Annotated in this window: 14 protein-coding genes; 8 read left to right on the forward strand and 6 right to left on the reverse strand. The window is 73.4% G+C overall.

The window, feature by feature from the left end:
* Positions 1 to 15 precede the first annotated feature (15 nt).
* Genes HGB44_RS06900 through HGB44_RS06920 form a run of 5 tightly spaced genes read left to right on the forward strand, consistent with a single transcriptional unit; the run spans position 16 to position 4,468 of the window.
* Positions 16 to 897 carry an STAS domain-containing protein gene (locus HGB44_RS06900; protein WP_061082201.1) on the forward strand — a complete coding sequence of 294 codons (882 nt, stop codon included), beginning with the start codon at positions 16 to 18 and terminating at the stop codon, positions 895 to 897.
* A gap of 19 nt (positions 898 to 916) precedes the next feature.
* Positions 917 to 1,312: an STAS domain-containing protein gene (locus HGB44_RS06905; RefSeq protein WP_061082202.1), complete on the forward strand. Its 396-nt coding sequence runs from the start codon at positions 917 to 919 to the stop codon at positions 1,310 to 1,312.
* Positions 1,309 to 1,743 carry an anti-sigma regulatory factor gene (locus HGB44_RS06910; RefSeq protein WP_168443976.1) on the forward strand — a complete coding sequence of 145 codons (435 nt, stop codon included), beginning with the start codon at positions 1,309 to 1,311 and terminating at the stop codon, positions 1,741 to 1,743. Before HGB44_RS06905 ends, HGB44_RS06910 begins: the two co-directional genes overlap by 4 nt.
* The gene (locus HGB44_RS06915) at positions 1,740 to 2,789 is read left to right on the forward strand and encodes a SpoIIE family protein phosphatase (protein ID WP_061082763.1); all 1,050 of its coding nucleotides are present in this window, start codon (positions 1,740 to 1,742) and stop codon (positions 2,787 to 2,789) included. The genes HGB44_RS06910 and HGB44_RS06915 overlap by 4 nt, the downstream gene beginning before the upstream one ends.
* Positions 2,786 to 4,468 carry a PP2C family protein-serine/threonine phosphatase gene (locus HGB44_RS06920; protein WP_061082762.1) on the forward strand — a complete coding sequence of 561 codons (1,683 nt, stop codon included), beginning with the start codon at positions 2,786 to 2,788 and terminating at the stop codon, positions 4,466 to 4,468. Before HGB44_RS06915 ends, HGB44_RS06920 begins: the two co-directional genes overlap by 4 nt.
* A gap of 89 nt (positions 4,469 to 4,557) precedes the next feature.
* Here HGB44_RS06920 and HGB44_RS06925 read toward each other — a convergent pair whose 3' ends face one another.
* The 4 genes from HGB44_RS06925 to HGB44_RS06940 all read right to left on the reverse strand — a co-directional run bounded on the left by HGB44_RS06925 (position 4,558) and on the right by HGB44_RS06940 (position 9,869).
* Entirely contained in the window at positions 4,558 to 5,163 is a 606-nt protein-coding gene (locus HGB44_RS06925; protein WP_061082761.1) for a malonic semialdehyde reductase, read from the reverse strand.
* A 112-nt stretch (positions 5,164 to 5,275) separates the two neighbouring features.
* Positions 5,276 to 6,430: a glycosyltransferase gene (locus HGB44_RS06930; protein WP_061082760.1), complete on the reverse strand. Its 1,155-nt coding sequence runs from the start codon at positions 6,428 to 6,430 to the stop codon at positions 5,276 to 5,278.
* A gap of 240 nt (positions 6,431 to 6,670) precedes the next feature.
* Positions 6,671 to 8,035: a nucleotide sugar dehydrogenase gene (locus HGB44_RS06935; RefSeq protein WP_061082759.1), complete on the reverse strand. Its 1,365-nt coding sequence runs from the start codon at positions 8,033 to 8,035 to the stop codon at positions 6,671 to 6,673.
* A gap of 103 nt (positions 8,036 to 8,138) precedes the next feature.
* A complete protein-coding gene (locus HGB44_RS06940; protein WP_082768567.1) occupies positions 8,139 to 9,869 on the reverse strand; it encodes a glycosyltransferase family 4 protein in 1,731 nt (576 codons plus the stop codon).
* 229 nt (positions 9,870 to 10,098) lie between these two features.
* Between HGB44_RS06940 and wecB the strand changes: the two genes are divergently transcribed.
* From wecB to HGB44_RS06955, 3 genes are all read left to right on the forward strand, one after another.
* A complete protein-coding gene (wecB, locus tag HGB44_RS06945; RefSeq protein WP_061082757.1) occupies positions 10,099 to 11,208 on the forward strand; it encodes a non-hydrolyzing UDP-N-acetylglucosamine 2-epimerase in 1,110 nt (369 codons plus the stop codon).
* Positions 11,209 to 11,538: 330 nt separating this feature from the next.
* Entirely contained in the window at positions 11,539 to 13,251 is a 1,713-nt protein-coding gene (locus tag HGB44_RS06950) for a hypothetical protein (protein WP_061082756.1), read from the forward strand.
* A 38-nt stretch (positions 13,252 to 13,289) separates the two neighbouring features.
* Positions 13,290 to 15,503: a glycosyltransferase gene (locus HGB44_RS06955; protein WP_231972600.1), complete on the forward strand. Its 2,214-nt coding sequence runs from the start codon at positions 13,290 to 13,292 to the stop codon at positions 15,501 to 15,503.
* Between the two features lie 85 nt (positions 15,504 to 15,588).
* On the opposite strand, the gene HGB44_RS06960 is transcribed toward HGB44_RS06955, so the two are convergent.
* Both HGB44_RS06960 and HGB44_RS06965 read right to left on the reverse strand, forming a co-directional pair.
* Positions 15,589 to 16,875: a sensor histidine kinase gene (locus HGB44_RS06960; protein ID WP_061082755.1), complete on the reverse strand. Its 1,287-nt coding sequence runs from the start codon at positions 16,873 to 16,875 to the stop codon at positions 15,589 to 15,591.
* A 63-nt stretch (positions 16,876 to 16,938) separates the two neighbouring features.
* The gene (locus tag HGB44_RS06965; RefSeq protein ID WP_013154850.1) at positions 16,939 to 17,607 is read right to left on the reverse strand and encodes a response regulator transcription factor; all 669 of its coding nucleotides are present in this window, start codon (positions 17,605 to 17,607) and stop codon (positions 16,939 to 16,941) included.
* Between the last annotated feature and the right edge of the window lie 425 nt (positions 17,608 to 18,032).

The following is an 18,032-nucleotide window of genomic DNA, read 5'->3' on the forward strand; positions in this document are numbered from 1 at the left end:
ACCACGAGGAGATGTATGACTGACGGAGCATCCGACCACTCCGGGTCGGGCGCGCGGATCGTGTCCGCCTTCCTCCGGCGCCGCAGGGAGCAGATCGCCCAGCGGTGGGCCGATCTCCCCCTCTTCCAGACGGTGTTCACCGTCACCCGGGACGAGGCCGTCGAGGCCTGTCACGCGGTCGTCGACTCCCTCGCGGTGGTCGCCGACAGCGGGCGCGTCGACGACCTGGAGGCCCCGGGCTTCCACTCCGTCCGCGAGCAGCTCGTCGCGATGACCGCCTCGCGGACGAGGTCGGGCCTGTCCATCGCCCAGGTCGACCGCGAGGTCGGGGTCCTGGGCGAGGCCGCGATGGAGCTGCTGGTCGCGGAGGCCCCGGGGACCGGCTCCGAGGATCTGTGCGAGATCCGCCTCCAGCTCGCCACGCTGTTCGCCACCCTGCGGGTCATGGTCGTCGAGAGCATGCTCCAGGAGAACCAGGAGATCATCCAGCGCCAGCGCCAGCAGCTCCTGGAGATGGCGACCCCGGTCGTCAAGCTCTGGGACCGCCTCGTCGCCGTGCCGCTCATCGGCATGCTCGACAGCGCGCGCAGCCAGGTGGTGATGGAGAACCTCCTGGAGGCCATCGTCGAGCACAAGGCCACCATCGCCATCCTGGACATCACCGGCGTGTCGACGGTGGACTCGCTCGTGGCGCAGCACCTCATGAAGACCGTCGCCTCGGCGCGGCTCATGGGCGCGGAGTGCGTGATCTCCGGCATCCGCCCCGCCATCGCCCAGACCATCGTCCAGCTCGGCCTGGACCTGGGCCCGGTCACCACACGGGCCAGTCTGGCCGACGCGCTGGAGTGGGCGCTGGAGCGCCGCCAGCACAACGCGCCGTCCATGCAGGGTTCCTGAGAGCTGATCGGACAGGTACGTGACTAGTCCTCCCACCATCCCGGTCCTCGACCTCGGCGGGCTGCTGCTCGTGAGCATCCAGGGCGAGCTCCCCGACGAGGCCGCTGTCGACCTCCAGAACAACGTGACCGCCGCGGTGGCCGACACCGGTTCGCGCGGGCTCATCATCGACATCAGCTCGCTCGACATGGTCGACTCCTTCCTCGCGCGGGTCCTCGCCGAAGTGGCGGCCTCCTCCCGGCTCCTCGCGGCCAGGACCGTCCTGGTCGGCATGCGCCCGGCGGTGGCCATCACCCTGGTCGAACTGGGCCTGACCCTGCCGGGCATGGACACCGCCCGCACGGTCACCGAGGCGGCGGCCAGCTTCGGGGTCACCATAGAGCGGAAGGAACGGCCGGAACGGGGCACGACGTGAGCCAGGCCTCCGCGGAGCCGATCCGCGTGCCCATCCGCAGGGACACTGACCTGACGGCGGTCCGCCAACAGGTGCGCGCCCTGGCACAGCAGACCGGATTCGGCCTGGTCCAACAGACCAAGCTCGTGACCGCGGCCAGTGAGCTGGCCCGCAACACACTCCTGCACGGCGGGGGCGGATCCACCGAGATCCGCGTCGTCCACGGCCGGACGGGACAGGGCTTGTGCGTGTCCTTCGTCGACTCCGGGCCGGGGATCCCCGACGTGGACACGGCCCTGACCGACGGCTACTCCACCGCGGGCGGCCTGGGCATGGGCCTGAGCGGCTCCAAACGCCTCGTGCAGGAGTTCGAGATCCAGAACCTCCCCGAGGGAGGGACCAGGGTCACCATCACCTCCTGGGCCGACCCCTACGGGCGCGGAGCCCGATGACCAGGGTCTGGGACCTGGCGGTCACCGACGCCACGCGCGTGTCCGACGCGGCCAGGGCCGCACGGAGCGCCGCGCGCGGCGTCGGCCTGGACGGGGCCGCGGCGGACGCCGCGGCCCTCACCGCTTCCGAACTGGCGACCAACATGTGCAGGTACGCGGGCGGGGGCCGCTTCGTGGCGGAGGAGGCCCGGGCCCCCTGGGGGGAGGCCCGGGGCCTGCAGATCCTCGCGCTGGACCACGGTCCCGGCATCCCCGACGTCCCGCGCGCCATGGAGGACGGCTTCTCCACCGCGGCGGGCTCCCTGGGGGCGGGGCTCGGCGCCTGCGCGCGCGCCGCCGACTTCTTCGAGGTCCAGAGCGCCCCCGGGCGGGGGACGGTCGCGGTGGCACGGTTCGCCCGGCCCGCCGACCGCGCCCTGTTCGGCGCCCGCGCGGCCACGGGCGGGATGCACCTGCCCCTGGGCGGCGACAGGTTCTCCGGCGACGCCCTGGCCTTCCAGAGCGGTGGAGGCCTGCGCACGGTCATGCTCGCGGACGGGCTCGGACACGGTGAGGCCGCCGCGGAGGCCGCCGACGCGGCCACGCGCTTCGTGACCGGGAGCAGGGGCGGGGCCCCCGACGCGCTGCTGCGCGGGCTGCACGAGGCGCTGCGCCGCACGCGCGGCGCGGCCGTCGCGATCGCCGCGGTGGACGAGTCCCGGGGCCGCCTCACCTTCTGCGGGGTCGGCAACATCGGCGCGCGCCTGTACCGGGAGGGGCGCTGGGAGACGCTGCTCTCCCAACCCGGGATCGTGGGGGCCTTCTCCCTGCGGACACCGGCCCCGGCGCTGCGCGCGTGGTCGCCGGGCGACATGCTCGTCCTGCACAGCGACGGGCTGCCAGGGCGCTGGAAGCCCGAGGGCACCGAGCGGCTGCGCGGCCACGACGCGGCGGTCGCGGCCGGAGCGGTGTTCCGGGACTCGGGCAGCGCGGCCCGCCCGCTGCGCGACGACACCAGCGTCGCCGTGGTCACGCACACCGTACGCCCTGACGGGGGAGGACGATGACGCAACCGCTGCTCGACCTGCGGGTCCGCGGCGCGGTCGACGCGGCGCTGGCCCGCGCCGCCATGGCGCGCGTTCTCGGTGCCGCGAGCGCCGGGGACGAGGCCGAACTGGAGTTCCTGGACGGCGCCTCCTCCTGGGCGCTGCGCGCGGCGGGACCCGCAGGTCCGGCCGCGCTGGCGGTGGAGCTGTCCGCTGACGGGCTCGCCCTGCGCGCCACCGTCCGCGACGGCTCGGGGGAGAGCCGGTGGGAGTCCGACCTGCCCCTCTCCGAGCCCCTCGACGCGGGGGCCGCGGCGGCCGGGGCCCCGGAGGGAGCCGACGCCGAGCTCCTGGCGGCGGAGCTGCTGCGCGTCTCCGAGCGCGCGGGGAGGGCGGCCGCCGTCGCGGCCGAGCGCGCACGCGAGCTGGAGTGGCACCAGCGCGAGCTGGAGGAGACCAACCAGGGCGTGCTCGCCCTGCACGCCGAGCTCGCCGAGGCCAGCGACGAGCAGCAGAGGCTCCTGGCGGCCGAGCGCTCGGCCCGGGACCAGGCGGAGGCCGCCCGCAACAGGCTCACGTTCCTCTCCACGGCCAGCGCGAGGCTCATGACCTCCCTGAACCAGTCGGAGATCTTCGCCCGCCTCCAGGATCTGCTCGTCCCCGGGCACGCGGACGCCGTCGAGGTGTGGCTCACCGGTGAGGACGGCGGTCTGTGCGCCTCCGACGGGCGTGAGACGGCCGTGCCGGGCGCGGTACTCCTGGCCGCGGCCCGGCGCCGGCCCACGGACGCCCTGGCCGAGGAGGGGCAGCTGGCCCTTCCCCTGCTCACGGGCTCGGGGCTGATCGGGGTGCTGCTGCTGCGCCGCGCCGACCCCCCGGACGCCGACGACGAGGTCGTGCTGGTCGAACTCGCGGGGCGGGTGGCGGCGTCGCTGGACAACGCGCGCCGCTTCGAGCGCGAGCGCGACACGGCGGCCACCCTCCAGCGCGCCATGCTCACCGAGCTGCCCGAGACCCCGGGGATGGAGCTGACGGCCCGCTACCTGCCCGCCACGCGCGGGATGAACGTGGGCGGCGACTGGTACGACGTCTTCTCGCGGGGCGACGGCGAGTTCATCGGCGTGGTCGGCGACGTCACCGGACACGGCATCCACGCCGCGGTGATGATGGGCCAGCTGCGCACGGCCCTGCGCGCGTACGCGCTGGAGGAGCGCAGCCCGGCCGTGCTGCTGGAGCGCCTGCACCGGCTGCTGGGCCACCTCGAACCGGACCTGTTCGCGACGGCCGTCATCGTGCGCTTCCGGCCGGGGGACCCCGAGGTGGTGATGGCGGGGGCCGGGCACCCGCCGCCGCTGTGGCGCGACGGCGAGGGCAGGGCGGAGGCGGTGCGCCTGCCGTCCGGCGGGATGCTCGGCCTGCCGGTGGAGCTGTCCTACACCGACCACACCGTCGAACTGCCGCCGGGCGCCGCGCTGCTGCTGTACAGCGACGGCCTGATCGAGCGGCGCGGTGAGTCCATCGACGACGGGATCGCGCGCCTGGTGGAGGGCTTCGGCGGGCCACCGTACTGGCGGGGCGGCCCGGACCAGGCGGCCGACGACCTGTTGGACGCCATGGTCAAGTACCAGGACTGCGACGACGACGTGTGCCTGCTGGTCTTCCTCGCGGCCGAGCGGGACACCCCGTCGGCGGACGGGTAACGGCCCGGCCCCGCACGCGTCGGGGCCGGGCACCTCCCCGGTGCCCGGCCCCTCCGGTACTCGGCCCCTCGGGCGCGTCAGAGCGCGGATCAGATTTCGGTGACGGCCTCGTCGTACTCCAGGCGCGGCAGGCGGTCGAACCACGCGTCCGGGCCCGGCCTGCCGATGTTCATGACCACCAGGGGACGCAGCGTGGAGTCCTCGCCGAAGAACTCGCGGCGCACGCCCTCGGCGTCGAAGCCGGTCATCGGGCCGGCCGCCAGGCCGGCGGCGCGCACGCCCAGGAGCAGGTAGCCGATCTGGAGGAAGGCGTTCTGCAGGGCCATGCTCTCGCGGGCCTCGACGGGCATCCCGGAGAAGTTGTCCCGGGCGTCGGGCGCGACGGGGAAGGTCTTCGGGAAGTGCTCGTGGAAGTCGGAGTCCGCGGACAGGATCAGGGTGAGCGGCGCCGTCGAGGTCTTGGGGGCGTTGTTGCCCGCCATGTGCGGCACGAGGCGCTCGCGGGCCGGGGCCGAGCGCACCACGGTGACCCGCAGCGGCTGGTTGTTCATGGCGGTCGGGCCGTACTTGACCAGGTCGTGGATCGCGCGGACCTGCTCCTCGGTCACCGGCTCGTCGGTGAAGCTGTTCGCGGTGCGCGCGTCCCGGAAGAGCAGGTCCTGGGCCGCCTTGTCGAGAACCAGGGCGTCAGTCATGTGTTTCCTCGTCGTGCTCGTGGTGTGGCGGGGGGCCGTGCGGAGTCGGCTCCGACAGGGACCACAACACTTGTTGACGAGGAAGATATTTCTTGGAGAGTTAGAAGTGGGGTCAATCACGCACGGGAGTGCGCTGGCGACTCCGCGGGGGCGGCACGACGGGCAGAGGCTCGCCGGAGGCCTCGTCCGCCCACGCCTCCAGACGCTTGACGAACAGGCGCGCCTGGACCGGCCAGTGGAAGGAGGCCCGCGCGATCCGGTGCCCGGTGCTCGCCAGGTTCCGGCGCAGCTCCTCGTCCCGGCGCAGCCGCAGAACCGACTCCGCCGCGGCCGACACGTCCCCGAACGGCACCACCAGGCCCGACGGGCCCTCGGGGCGGCCGGTCACCAGCTTCTGGGCCATCGGGTTGGGCGTGGTCACCACCGGCAGGCCGTGCGCCATGTACTCCACGACCTTGGTCGGCATCGAGTGCCGGTAGTTGGGCGTGTCGTGCAGCAGGCTCAGCCCCGCCATGGCGCCCGCGCAGATCCGCAGCGCCCGGTCGTTGGGCACGAACCCGTACCAGTTGAGGACGTCCTCCTGCTGGGCCTCGCGCAGCAGCGGCCGCACCCCGGCGTCGGCGCCGCCGATCACCTCCAGGCGCACACCGTGCGGGCGCAGCATGCGTCCCAGCTCCACCAGTTCGCGAGCGCCGCGCGCCTCGGACACCTGGCCCAGGTACACGATCCGGTCGTCGCCCGGCTCGCGCGCCGGGAACTCCGGCACGTCGGTGGTGTTGGGCACCACCGGGTGCTCCAGGCGGAACCGGGAGCGGTACCCCTCCTCGGCCAGCAGCAGCCGCATCCGCCGCTCCGCGTGCCGCTCGAAGGAGCGCACCACCGTGCCCAGCGGACGCCGCAGCGCCCGGGGCACCCACGCCTTGGTGAGCAGGGCCGCGGCCGTGTCCTCGTGCACGTCCCACACCGTCACCGGGCGCCTGGACGGCAGGGCCAGCAGGAGTTCGGGGTCGTGGAAGAGCAGCAGGTCGGCCATGGGCGCCTGCTCGGCGAGCACCGCGCGGGCGGCGCGCAGCGAGGCGAGCCGTTCGCGCCCCGAGGCGCGCGGCACGTCCACCGAGCGCAGTTCCGACCACGGGGTCACCCCGCACTCGCGGAACGGCGCCACATAGGTCACGGTGTGTCCGGCGTCCAGCAGGGCGCGGATCTGCCGGTGCAGGATCCGTGCGTCCTCCGGGTGGTGCACCACCGTGGCCACGAGCGCGTGCATCGAGTTCACCTACCTGTGTCGCCGTCTGAGGCCCTCTCGGGCGGATCGGCCGGGCCGCTCCTCCCGGGGCGGTATCAGCTCTTCGTCACGGTATTCAGCGGGGGAGACGCGCCGAGGAAAGCCCGGTGGCCGCACGGGGTGCAGCGGGTGAACCTTCGGTCAGGGGAAGGTGAACGCCGAAAGGCACGCCGATGGACGGGGCGTGCGTCCGGATCGGCGTGCCTGGCGGGCGGGGCTAGGTCACAGGACCTGGAAGCCCTCGCGGGTGACGTGGCGCCGCACCTGCGAGGGGACCGCGGAGTCCGTCTCGGGGTCGGGGCGGCGCAGCACGCCCCGGGTGTCCAGGAGCAGCCGCGCGTACTCCTCCAGCCGCTTGGGCCGGTACTCGGCGTGGTCGGTGAGCAGGATGGTCAGGTCGGCCTCGGCCAGGGCGCGGTCCAGGTCGGTGGACCTGGGCACGTCCACGCCGTCGACCTGCCAGGACTCCACGTGCGGGTCGTGGTAGGTCAGCGTGGCGCCCTTGGCGGCCAGCTTGCGCGCGACCGGGCGGGCCGGGGACTCGCGCTGGTCGGCGATGTCGGCCTTGTAGGTGACGCCCAGCAGCAGCACCTTGGAGCGCGACAGCGCCAGGCCGGAGTCGTTGAGCAGCTCCTGCGCCCGCTGGATGACGTAGGAGGGCATGCGGCCGTTGATCTCCTGGGCCAGCTCCACGAACCGGAACGGGTAGCCGAGGGTCTTGACCTTGTACGACAGGTAGTTCGGGTCGATGGGGATGCAGTGTCCGCCCACGCCCGGGCCCGGGTAGAAGGCCTGGAAGCCGAACGGCTTGGTGGCCGCCGCGGCGATGGAGTCCCACAGGTCCACGCCCAGCTCCTGGCAGAAGATGGCCATCTCGTTGACCAGGGCGATGTTGACGTGGCGGTAGGTGTTCTCCAGCAGCTTGGCCATCTCCGCCTCGCGGGTGCCGCGCGCCCGCACCACCGTGTTCACGAAGGCGCCGTAGAAGTCCGCCGCGGCCTCCCCGCACTCCGGCGTCAGGCCGCCGACCACCTTGGGCGTGTTGGCCACGCCGAAGGTCGGGTTGCCCGGGTCGATGCGCTCGGGCGAGAAGGCCAGGTGGAAGTCGGCGCCCGCGACCAGGCCGGACTTCTCCAGCAGCGGGCGGACGACCTCCTCGGTGGTGCCGGGGTAGGTGGTCGACTCCAGGATCACCAGGGTGCCGGGCTGCAGCTGGGCGGCGATCGTCTCGGCCGCGGACGTGACCGCGCCCAGGTCGGGGCCGCCCTCGGCCGACAGCGGCGTGGGCACGCAGATCACGATGGTGCGCGTGGCGGCCAGGCAGGCCGGGTCGGTGGTCGCGGTGAAACCGCGGTCCAGCATTTCGCGGACGTCCTCGGCGGAGAGGTCGTCCACGTGCGACACGGCGTTGTTGAGCCCGGCGACGACGCGGTCGCTCACGTCCAGACCGGTGACCTTCAGGCCAGCGGACACGGCCTCGGCCGCCAGCGGCAGGCCGACGTAGCCGAGGCCGAGAACGACGAGGTCGCTGACCGCACCGGCGGACTGCTCGGAGACAAGGGCTGGGTTGGAGGCTGCGGCATCCACTTCGTGGTCACACTCGCATTCATCTCGTGAACGGGCGTAAATAGCGGGGAGTGCCATTGCTCAGTGCGTTGGACGTCCGAGTGTAGGCACGTGTTGTCCACGCTTACGGGTTCTGGCCTGGTTCGGTCATTTCTCGAATCTGAACCCGATACGCCTGGTTGTAGCGGTATGCGGCCTCGGCCCAGGTGCGGTCAGCGCCGACGAGGCTGCGACCTGCACTGCCGTAGGAGATCCGCTTTTCATGACTGTAAGCGAGTTTTGTCAGCACATCGGCTAGGGTCGCCGATTCGCCCGCCGGAATTAACTCTCCGGTCACTCCCGGTTCCACGATCTCTCGCAACGCGGGAAGATCACTGGCCACCACCGGAAGCCCGCCCGCCATGGCCTCCACGGGTTTGAGCGGGGTGACCAGACGGCACACCCGCTCGTCGCGCCGCGGCACCGCGAACACGTCCAGGGCGGCGTGGTGGTCGCGCACCCGCGCGGCCGGGACCCGGCCGGTGAAGTGCGCGGCCCCCTCCAGGCCCAGCGAGTCGGCCAGGGAGCGCAGCGCGGGCAGCTCGGGGCCGTCCCCCACCACCAGGGCGTGCGCCGCCTCCCCGCGTTCGCGCATCAGGGCCACCGCCTCCAGCAGCGTGTCCAGGCCCTCGTAGCCGAAACAGCTGGTGGTGGTGCCCACCACGAAGTCCTCGCCGCCGATCCCCAGCTCCGCCCGCACCCCGGCGCCCGAGGGCAGCGGCGCCAGGAAGGAGGAGTCCACCGCGTTGGGCACCACCAGCAGGCGCTCGCGCGGCACGCCGCGCGCCTCGATGTCGGCGCGCATCGTCTCGCCCAGGGTCACCACCAGGTCGGCGGCCAGCATGCACTCGGTCTCGCTCGCGCGCTCGGCCCGGTAGAAGGCGTCGTCCACGCTGCGCGAGGGGTCGCGCGAGAGCCACGACTCCTCCAGGAAGCCCCGCACCTCGTACACCACCGGCAGGCCGAACCTGCGGCCCAGCTCCAGGGCCAGGCGGGCGTTGTGGTGGTTGCTCGCGGCGTGCAGCACGTCGGGCCGCAGCGCCTCCACCAGCTCCGACCCCAGCCGCACCCCCGCGGCCAGCTCCCGCGCGGCGTCGGCGGGCGCCGTCCAGGGGAACAGCCGGTGGTAGGGGACGCCGTCCACCCGCACCAGCGTGCGGGGGTCGGGGACCCCCTTGACCAGCGGGTATCCCGCCCGGGTGACCACGTGCACGTCCATCCCGGCCTCGCGCTGGGCGACCGCGATCTTGTGGGTGCGCTGGGTGTAGCCCGCGTTGGTGTGCGGCAGCGCGTTGGTCACCAGATGCAGCACCCGCAGACCCGCCCCGGGTGACGCCGGATCCCCTGCCACACGCCACCGTTCACCCTCCGACGTCTCCGGTCGCCGAGCGTTCACCGTGGCGTCGGGCGGCGTTCGTGGATCGCGGGTTAACGTGATGGCGTGACGGTCAGGCGACGTGGACGGGGGCGTGGCGACAGCGCGTCCCGTGGCCAGGGCCGTCCGGTACTCCGCGGCCTCCCGGAGAGCGCCTTCCGGAAGCTGTTCGACCAGCTCCCGGGCGGTGGCCGCGTCTCCTGCCGCCAGGCAGGCCGCCACCAGGCGGCCCACCCGGCGGGGGGAGGCACCGCTCGCCGCGGCGAGCACCGCCTCGCGGGCGTCCGCGCGCCGGCCCTGGTCCCACAGGGCGTAGGCGCGGGCCAGGCCGCCCGCCCGGGAGGCCAGGGCGCGCACCGCGCGCCGCGGCGGACCGGGCGTCAGCCGCAGCGTCAGCAGCGGCAGCCGGGCCGGTTCGGCCCGCAGGTGTCGCCAGGCCAACGAGAGGGTGAACGTCGCCGCCCGCGGCCAGCGGGTGCGCGGACGCGGAACCTGGGATTCGGAAGCTTGGGTGTCATGCACGGTCAGTCACACAACCACGCGGACGTGACCGTACGGTGACACCACGGCGACACGGACGGGACGGCTCGGGCAAGGAACGCCGCCGAACCACACCAGTCCCGCCGGTAACGGCGGGAACACCACCCCAACAGAAGGAAGCGTGAGAGCCGTGGCAACGAGTGCCCCCCTGGGGAGCCAGGACACCGGGATCGTGCACGTCGTCGGCGCGCGCCCCAACTTCGTCAAGGCAGCGCCCGTCGTCTCCGCCCTGCGCGGACGCGGCGCCCACCAGGCGGTCGTGCACACCGGCCAGCACTACGACGACCGCATGTCCGCCGTGTTCTTCCGCGACCTGGGCCTGCCCACCCCCGACGTCGACCTCGGCGTCGGCTCGGGCTCCCACGCCGCCCAGACGGCCGCGCTCATGGTGGGCCTGGAGCAGGAGTTCGCCGAGCGCCGGCCCGGCATGGTGGTCGTCTACGGCGACGTCAACTCCACCGTGGCCGCGGCCCTGGTCGCCGCCAAGCTGCACGTCCCCGTCGCCCACGTGGAGGCGGGGCTGCGCTCCTTCGACAACACCATGCCCGAGGAGATCAACCGCCGGGTCACCGACCAGCTCAGCGACGTGTGCTTCGCCACCAGCCCGGAGGCCGTCGGCCACCTGGCCGCCGAGGGCGTCCCGCCCTCCCGCGTCCACCTGGTCGGCAACCCCATGATCGACACCCTCCTGGGCAACCTCGACCGCTTCGACGCCGACGCCCTGCGCGAGCGCCTCGACCTGCCCGAGCGCTACGTCGCCGCCACCCTGCACCGGCCCGCGAACGTGGACGACCCCGACACCGTCGCCCGCCTCGCCGCGCGCCTGCACGAGATCGCCGACCTCGCCGACGTGGTCATGCCCGTGCACCCGCGCGGCAAGGCCGCCTTCGACCGGGCCGGACTCGGCGACCACCCGCGCGTGCGGCTCCTCGAACCCCTGGGCTACCTCGACTTCGTCGCGCTCACCCGCGGTGCCGCCGCCGTGGTCACCGACTCCGGCGGCGTCCAGGAGGAGACCACCGTCCTCGGGGTCCCCTGCCTGACCCTGCGCCCCAACACCGAGCGCCCCGTCACCATCACCCACGGAACCAACCAGCTCGTCACGGAGGCCGACCTCCTCCAGGCCGTCACCAAGGTCCTGCACGGGCGGACCCCGGAGCGGATCGGCGACACCCCGCCCCTGTGGGACGGCCGCGCGGGGGAGCGCATCGCCTCCGTGCTCACCCAGTGGTCGAGGTGAACCCGATGACACACGAACACCGCGCACCCGTTCCCGCACCCAGGAACGCCAGCGCACGGGAGCGCGCCGTACGGGGCGCGGTCCCGGTCCAGGCACGCGGGGCCCGCCGGAGAGCGGCCCCGATTCCCCCGCAGCGGTCCAGGTGATCCACCATGGCACACGTCCCTCCATCCGTCCCGCACCCCAGAGGCCCCGCCGGGCCCGCGACACGCCTGGCCAAGGGCATCCGCACCCGGCCGGGCGCGCGCAGGGTGCACCGCACGTCGCAGTCGGACCCGACGCACGGCGCGGTGGTTTCGCCGAACCGAACCGAACACAAGGTGGCAGACCGTGAAACGGCGTGAACAGAGCCAGACCGAACAGCTCAGGCAGGCGCTGGCCGAGCGCGAGGCCCAGCTCCAGGAGGCGCGCACCCGGCTCGCCGCCCTGGAGGGCTCCACCTCGCTCCAGGTGGGCAAGGCGCTCACGGCCGCCGCGAAGCGCCCCGGCCGGTCCCTGGTCAAACTTCCCCGTGACCTCTACCGCCTCTGGCGCAGCAGCGGCACCACCAGGCACACCGAGCGCCGCCGCGGCGGTGCCGAGCCGGTCCGCTCCTTCGACGCCGAGCGCCAGGAGTCGCGCCTGCTCACCGGCCTGACCGGCGGCAGGGAGGACCTGCTGGTCGCCGCCACGGTCGTCGGCCCCTCCATCGCGGAGGCGATCGACCCCTACGTGCGCTCGGTGCCCCTGCGCCCGCACGACGCCCAGATCGTCATGGACGGCGTCGACGTGGACCTGGTCCTGGTCTCGGCCTCGGCCGCGGCCCCCGGGTCGCCGTGGGCGCACGTGGGCGACCCCGCGGCCGCCGACCGCACCCGCGCCCTGCACTGGGTGCTGGAGTCCGCCGCCTCCCGAGGCATCCCCACGGTGCTGCTCGACGACGTCCCCTCGCCGCCCGCCCTGCGCGAACTGGGCTTCGACAGGGTCCACCGGGGCGACGCCGGGGTCCCCCTCCACCTGTTCAACCCCGTGGCCGCCGACCTGACGCCCGGACCCGAGGCGGTGTTCGTGCGCGTCCACCGCGAGGAGCCCGTCCCCGACGTCCTCGCCGAGCTGGGCGCGGGCGTGGTGGAGGCCGACTCCCGTGACCTGGCCGACGCCCTGCGCGCCGCCAACGTCGCCGTCGTCGCGCCCCTGACCGCGGAGGAGGCCCGGCTGCACCGTCGCGCCTGGGCCTGCGGCACCCGCGCGGTCACCGCGGGGGAGGGACTGGCCGTCACGGTGCCGCGCATGCGCGCCGAGGAGCCCACCGCGGCCGAGCAGCGGGGCATGCTCCGCCAGGTCTTCCTGCGCGAGGCCACCCCGGTCCGCCTCGCCGAGGTCCTGGACGGCCTGGACTTCCCGCCCGGCACCCCCGGTCCGGAACTGCCGCTGCGCGGCCGCTCCGTGGCCGTCCTGGCCGACCCGGCGGGGGAGGCCGACGCCGACCGGCTCGCCGACGACCTGCTGGCCGCCGCTCTCAGGCCCGCCGAGGTGGTCGTGCCCGGCGCGGCCTCCCGCCTGCCCGGGATCCAGCGGCTGCGCGCCGAGGGCGTCACCGTGCGCACGGTGCGCTTCAGCGCCCCGGACACCCCCGAGGAACTCACCCGAGACGAGCCCGGCGTCCGCGCCGGGGAGCCCTGGGCCGCCCTGGCCGAGCGCGCCACCGCGCCGTGGTCGCACCTGTGGACCGCTCCGGTCGGCCGCAGGCGCCTGGCCGACCTGGTGTGCGCCGTGGAGTGCACGGACGCCGACGCGGTCGGTACCGTCGACGCGACGGCCCCCGAGCCGGGCGAGCACGGTTTCTTCGACCGTCCGGACACCGCGGACCGTCAGTACGTCTTCGTCAGCGCGGTCGTGCCGGAACTGGTCCGCACCACGCTGCTGAGGCGCGGCTGGGACCCGGCGGAGTGGAACCGCCGCGGTACCCGGCTCCTGGCCCTGGGCCCCGACCACGGGACGGGCGACGACGCGGAGGACCCCGTGTCCGACGCGGCGGATGCCTCGACCGGCGCCGTCGGATGAGCCGTACGGGCAACGAGAAAGCATCCGAAGGGAAGAACGTGAGCACACCGCCTCCGCGCGCACTCCTGTACGGGGACGTGGACCTCAACATCATCGACGGTTCCGCGGTCTGGGCGCAGTCGATGGCGCAGGCCCTGGCCGCCGCCGGATGCGAGGTGACCCTGCTGCTGAAGGCGCCCGTGCGCACCGACCGGCTCACCGAGCCCCTCACCAGGGTGCCCGGGGTCCGGCTGCTGCGGCCCTACGAGGACAAGGCGCTGCCCGACCTGGGGCCGAGGGGGCTCACCCCGGAGCAGGCCGTCACCCTGATGACCAGGCACCACGAGCGCAAGCCCTTCGACCTCGTCGTCGTGCGCGGGCGCCGTCTGGCCGGGCTGGCCGCGCAGGAGGAGTCGCTGGCGGGCCGCCTGTGGACCTACCTGACCGACTTCCCGCACAGCGTGGGGGAGCTGTCCGCGACCGCCACCGCCGAGCTCACCGAGATCGCGCTGGCCTCGCGGTTCCTGCTCTGCCAGACCGAGGAGCTGCGCGCCTTCCTGGAGTCGACGGTGCCCGCCGCCTGCGGCCGGTCGGTCCTGTTCCCGCCCGTGGTGGTCGTCCCCGAGGACGTGCGCGCCGACGGCGGGGACCAGGCCCGCGCCCGCCTGGCCTACACCGGCAAGTTCGCGCCGCGCTGGAACACCCTGGAGATGACCGAGCTGCCCGCCGAGCTGGCGAGGCGGGGGGTGGACGCCGAACTGGTGATGATCGGCGACAAGATCCACGCCGAACCCGCCGACTGGGCCAGGAACATGCGCAGGGCCCTGGAGGGCACCCCGAACGTGGACTGGCGCGGCGGGATGTCGCGCGCCGAGGCGCTCCGCCAGGCCGCCGAGTGCGGCTTCGGGCTGTCCTGGCGCGACCCGTCCATGGACGCCAGCCTGGAGCTGTCCACCAAGGTGCTGGAGCTGGGCGCGCTCGGCCTGCCGGTGGTGCTCAACCGCACGCCCATGCACGAGGCCATGCTGGGCGCCGACTACCCGCTGTTCGCCGGGACCGACGTCGCCTCGGTCGCCGACGCGGTGGCCCGCGCCCACGGCGACCGCGCTGTCTACGCGGACGCCGCCGCGCGCTGCCGCGACGCCGCGGCGGACCACACCCTGGAGCGGGCCGCCGAGCGGCTGCGCGGCTACCTCGCCGACGCCCTGCCCCCCGTCCCGGAGGGCGCCGACCCCGAGCGGCCGCTCAAGGTGGTCATCGCCGGGCACGACATGAAGTTCTTCACCCGTCTGGCCGAGTACCTGGACTCGCTGCCCGGCCTCGACGTGCGCATGGACGAGTGGGAGGGGCTGAGCACCCACGACCAGTACCGCTCCCGGGAGCTGGCCGCCTGGGCCGACGTGGTGATCTGCGAGTGGTGCGGGCCCAACGCGCTGTTCTACTCCAAGTGGAAGCGCCCCGACCAGCGGCTCATCGTGCGGCTGCACCGCTTCGAGCTCTACGCGGAGTGGCCCCGCAAGCTGGACATCGACAAGGTCGACGCGGTGGTGTGCGTGAGCCCCCACTACGCCGACCTGACCCGCGAGATCACCGGGTGGCCCGCCGGGAAGGTGGTCGTGGTCCCCAACTGGGTGGACGACGAGCAGCTGGGCCGCCCCAAGCTCCCCGGGGCCGAGTACTCCCTGGGCATGGTCGGCATCGCGCCCTCGCGCAAGCGGCTGGACCGGGGCCTGGACGTCCTCGCCGAGCTGCGGCGCATGGACCCGCGGTACACGCTGTCGGTCAAGACCAAGCAGCCGTGGGAGTACTGGTGGATCTGGAACCGGCCGGAGGAGCGCGCCTACTTCGAGCGCGTCTACCGGCGGATCCAGCGCGACGAGCGCCTCGCCGCCGGGGTGGTGTTCGACCCCTTCGGGCCGGACGTGGCCACCTGGCTGCGGCGGGTGGGTTTCATGCTCTCCACCAGCGACGACGAGTCCTTCCACCTGGCGCCCGCCGAGTGCGCCGCCTCGGGCGGGGTGCCCGCCCTGCTGCCGTGGCCGGGCGCGGACACCATCTACGACCCGCACTGGATCCACGACGACGCCGTGGCGATGGCCGAGGCCATCCACGCGACCGTCAGCGAGGGACGCTTCTCCGCCGAGGCCGCGCGCGCCCACGAGGAGGTCACCACCGCCTACGGCCTGTCCCGGGTGCGGTCGCTGTGGAGCGACCTGGTGGTCCGCGGCAGGGCGCCCCGGGCGGAGCACTCCACCGCCGCCGCGGGCGCCTGAGGGCGGTCGGGAGCCGGGACGCGGGTCCGGGCCCGGTCCGAGGCGTCGGCCGGAGCCCGGGCCCCTCCCCCGGGGGCCTCGGCGCCTACACGGGCCCGGTCATCTTGGACAGGCCTCCCGCGCCCGCGGGCAGGAACAGCGCGAAGGTCGTCGGCTTGGTCAGCACCAGCTCGATCCGGGCCCCCTCGGACTCGGCGATGTGCCGGGCCAGGGCCAGGCCCAGCCCCGTTCCGCCCCCTCCGCTCACCTCGCGTTCGAAGATCCGGCCCGACAGGTGCTCGGGCACGCCCTCGCCCTCGTCGCTCACCTCGATACGCACCGACTGCCCGGTGTCCAGCCGCCGGATGGTGACCGTCCCCGCGCCGTGCTTGTAGGCGTTCTCCACCAGCGTCGCCACGATCTGGGCCAGATCGGCGGGGACGGTCATCGCGGTCAGCCCGGTGTCGCCGGTGACGAGCAGTCTGCGCTGCGCGGACTGGAAGACCGGTTGCCACTCCTCCTGGAGGTGGTGCAGGACGGGATCGAGCTCCACCGCCTCCACCTCGGGGTTCTGGCTCTTGCGGGCCCGCCCCAGCAGGCTCTCCACGGTCTCCACCAGGCGCTCGGTCTGGGCCAGGGCGGCCTCGCCCTCCTCGCGGACCGCCTCGGGGTTGTCCGCCTCGGCGAGGATCTCCTCCAGGCGCATCGTCAGCGCGGTCAGCGGCGTGCGCAGCTGGTGCGAGGCGTCGGTCGCGAAGTGGCGCTCGGTGGCGATCAGCCCGGCGATGCGCTCGGCGCTGCGGTCCAGGACCTCCGCCACCCGGTCGGCCTCCGGTATCCCGTACCGGTGGCCCCACGGCGTGGTCACGCCCGAGCCCAGGCGCTCGGCGGTGGCCGCCAGGTCGAGCAGGGGCAGGGTCAGCCTGCGGGCCTGGAACATCGACAGCCCGACGGCGACGCCGATGGCCAGCAGGGACAGCGACGCGATCCCCATCCAGGCGCGGACCACGCTCTGCTGCACGCTCTCGGCGCTCATCCACACCTCGACGCGCGTGCCCCGGCCGGTGGTCGCGGCCGCCTTGAGCATGCTCGGGGAGTCGGGCGCCTCGGGGTTGAGCGCGGGATCGCCCGCGGTCACCGAGGTGGGCTCCTCCGCCGGGGTGATCCGGATGAAGCGGTGGGGATGGTCGCGGTCGAACTCGCCCAGGTCGAGTCCACCGTGCAGTTCCAGCATGGTGTCGCTCTCGGCGCCGATCAGCTCCGCCTCGCCCTGGAGCTGACGGGTGCTCTCGTCGTACACCAGCTTGTACGTGAGCGCGCCCAGGGGCAGCCCGAGCAGCATGACGGCGATGACGGTCACCACCAGGGTGGAGAAAACCATCCGCCTGCGCATGTCACCTCATGTCCGTCCGACCCGGAGGCGACCGACCGGCGCGGGGCGCCTCGAAAGGTCGTGTCAGTCTCGCTCGAACCGGAAGCCCACACCCCGGACGGTCGTGATGTACGACGGCTGGTTGGCGTCGTCCCCCAGCTTGCGGCGCAGCCAGGAGATGTGCATGTCCAGGGTCTTGGTCGAACCCCACCAGTTGGTGTCCCACACCTCGCGCATGATCTGCTCGCGGGTGACCACCTTGCCCGCGTCGCGGACGAGCACGCGCAGCAGGTCGAACTCCTTGGTGGTGAGCTGGAGCTCGCGTTCGCCCAGCCAGGCCCGTCGGGAGTCGTTGTCGATGCGCACGCCGTGCACGACGGGCACCTCGGCACCGCCCCGGCGCAGCAGGGCGCGCACGCGAGCCAGGAGTTCGGCGAGCCGGAAGGGCTTGGTGACGTAGTCGTCGGCGCCCGCGTCGAGGCCGACGACGGTGTCGACCTCGTCGGCGCGGGCGGTCAGGATGAGGATGGGCGTTCCGTGACCCTCGGCCCGGAGCCGACGTGCCACTTCAAGCCCGTCCATTTCGGGCAGCCCGAGATCCAGGACCATGAGGTCTATGTCTCCCGCACGGGCACGGTCGAGTGTCTCAACGCCGTTGACGGTCACGTCCACCGTGTAGCCCTCGCGCCGGAGCGCGCGCGCGAGAGGCTCGGAGATCGAGACATCGTCTTCGGCCAGCAAAACGCAGGTCATGTTGTCGATCGTAGGTCCGGGGACGCGCATTTCCCTATTATGCGCGCCGGATGTCCCAAGGTTGGTCGAAAATACGCTAATCACATACCGGGCAAAAGGTTCAATTCGCCATCTCGGTACGTTTCTTTACACTTACATGGTGATAATGGGAAACTCGTGCCAGGCTCCGTGCCATCCGGACCGTGCCCCCCGGTGAACAGTGTGGCGGGGAAAATGGGACGATTCATTGCAAAACGTTTGGTAAGTCGGCGCCAGGACAGCGAGGCGTGGAGCCGACGCACCCGTCACCAGCCCCGACAGCGAGGAGAACGTACGTGAGTCCCGACAGTTCGCCACCGCCCTGGAGACCGCCGGGGGCGTACACCCCCCAGGAAGGGCAGCCTCCCCACGGGGTCCAGAACCCGCAGGGAGCACAGGCTCCTCAG

It is taken from the genome of Nocardiopsis alborubida (assembly GCF_012396365.1).
In the GTDB taxonomy this organism is placed as follows: domain Bacteria; phylum Actinomycetota; class Actinomycetes; order Streptosporangiales; family Streptosporangiaceae; genus Nocardiopsis; species Nocardiopsis alborubida.